This is a genomic window from Bradyrhizobium sp. (assembly GCF_036009065.1).
Classification (GTDB): Bacteria; Pseudomonadota; Alphaproteobacteria; order Rhizobiales; family Xanthobacteraceae; genus Bradyrhizobium.
The window spans coordinates 1-2,092 of record NZ_DASYMN010000427.1 but is presented as its reverse complement, the minus strand read 5'-3'; the positions used below and the strand labels follow the sequence as shown (position 1 = coordinate 2,092).

Here is a 2,092-nt window from a genome sequence, read left to right as displayed (position 1 = left end):
CGATGCGCGCGACTTCTGTCTCCGTTATGACACCAGGCTGGCGCTCCACCACCAACTTCACCCGCCATACCACCTTCGCCACCAGCCCGACCCTATCCCCGTGAGCCCAGAACCTAGCCCGGCCCCTTCTAGGCTCTGTTGACATTTACCGTGCGGCGATCAAGGCGGCGGCAAGATTGATGTTGGCGCTGAAGCTTTCGGCGGTCTTGTCGTATCGCGTGGCGATGGAGCGGAACTCCTTGATTTTGGCGAAATAGTTCTCGACCAGATGCCGCCAGCGATACATCTCTTTGTCATAGTCGATGATCACCTTGCGGTTCGATCTGGGCGGAATGACCGCGGCGGCGCCACGATCGTCGAGATCCGCCCGCAGCCAATCAGCGTCGAACGCCTTGTCGCCTAGCAAGGCATCGAAGCTGACGCCATCGATGAGCGGAGCAACCCCCACGCTATCGTGGCGCTGCCCCGCCAGCAGGACGAAGCGGACGAGGTTGCCCAAGGCGTCGACCAGCGCGACGATTTTGCTCGTCAGGCCGCCTCGCGAGCGTCCGATGGCATTCTTCTCAGCGCCCCCTTTTGCGCCGCTGGCCTTTTGATGGACGGTGACGATCGTGCCATCGATCATCGCGTATTCGAAATCCGGTTCGCTGGACAGAGCCTTGAAGATGCGGTCAAAAACCTGCGCCCGCGCCCAGCGGCGGAACCGCGTGAACACGCTGTTCCAATGGCCGAACTCGGGCGGCAGGTCACGCCAGGGCAATCCCGCCCGGGCACGCCACAGCACGGCTTCGAGGAACAGCCGGTTGTCCTTCGCGGTCACGCCACGATCCGATTGCTTGCCCGGTAACAGAGCCTCGATCTTCTCCCAAACGCTGTTGCTAACAACAAACCTGGCTCGATCCATAAAACCCCCTCGCTCGCTCAAGAGCCGAGATGGGATCACGCCTCAGGTCCGAAAGAACCCCCGTAATTGTCAACAGGCCCTAGTACCCCTTGTCATTGATTCTGCGGCAAATCTCTGACTCGCTAACTCCGCAATGACGGAGATGCTTCGTGACCGCGAAACAGATTGCCGAGAAGAGATACGTGGTGAAGCTCAGCGATGAGGAGCGGGAACGGCTCAACATGCTAGTACGTGCGGGTAAACACCCTGCCCGGCAACTGACCAAGGCACGTATTCTGCTGAAGGCTGATGCTTCGGAGAGCGGCGAAGGATGGCGGGACTGCGACATCGCCGCCGCCCTCGATACCAGCGTCGACACCGTTGCCAGGACCCGCCAGCAACTGGTGGAAGAAGGCTTCGATGCCGTGCTTGTGCGTAAGCATTCGCCAGCCTCGGCCAGACCGCGCATCTTTGACGGTGCCGCCGAAGCGAAGCTGATTGCCTTGGCCTGTTCCAAACCGCCGAAGGGTCGCAAGCGATGGACGTTGCAACTGCTCGAAGAGCAGGTGGTGGAACTGAAGATCGTTGACCGGGCCAGCGACAACACGATCGGGCGGACGCTAAAAAAAACCTTCTCCGGCCGCATCTTCGGAAGCAATGGGTCATCCCACCGGATGCCAACGCCGCGTTCGTAGCCGGTATGGAGGATGTGCTGGAGGTTTACCAGCGACCGCACGATCCAGACTATCCCCTTGTCTGCCTGGACGAGACGTCGAAGCAGCTCATTACGGAAACGCGTGTGCCAATCCCGGCCAAGCCAGAGCATCCCGCGCGGCACGACTACGAGTATGAGCGCAATGGAACCGCCAATCTGTTCATGCTGTTCGCCCCGCTGGAAGGCTGGCGGCATGTCGAGGTCACCGATCGCCACACCGCCGTAGACTACGCCCACGTCCTCAAGGATTTGTCTGACACGCACTTCGTGAAGGCGAAGAAGATCGTACTCGTGCAGGACAATCTCAACACCCATAAGCCAGCTTCACTCTACGAAGCCTTTCCTGCCGCCGAGGCACGGCGGCTGGTTGAGCGGTTCGAGTGGCACTACACGCCAAAACACGGCAGTTGGCTGGACATGGCTGAATCCGAACTGAGCGTATTGTCGGGTCAATGTCTCGATCGCCGTATCCCCGACAAGCTGACCCTGGCCGA

Annotated in this window: 3 protein-coding genes; 2 read left to right on the top strand and 1 reads right to left on the bottom strand. The window is 60.2% G+C overall.

The features are described from left to right. Positions 1–145: 145 nt before the first annotated feature. Complete coding sequence (locus tag VGP39_RS25510) at positions 146–904, bottom strand: IS5 family transposase (RefSeq protein ID WP_327570865.1); 759 nt, start codon at positions 902–904, stop codon at positions 146–148. Positions 905–1,053: 149 nt separating this feature from the next. On the opposite strand from VGP39_RS25510, the gene VGP39_RS25505 reads away from it, so the two are divergent. Both VGP39_RS25505 and VGP39_RS25500 read left to right on the top strand, forming a co-directional pair. Next, the gene (locus VGP39_RS25505) at positions 1,054–1,578 is read left to right on the top strand and encodes a helix-turn-helix domain-containing protein (RefSeq protein WP_327570863.1); all 525 of its coding nucleotides are present in this window, start codon (positions 1,054–1,056) and stop codon (positions 1,576–1,578) included. After that, positions 1,548–2,092: IS630 family transposase (locus VGP39_RS25500; protein WP_327570864.1), on the top strand; the 545-nt coding region annotated here is incomplete at its 3' end. The genes VGP39_RS25505 and VGP39_RS25500, both read left to right, overlap by 31 nt.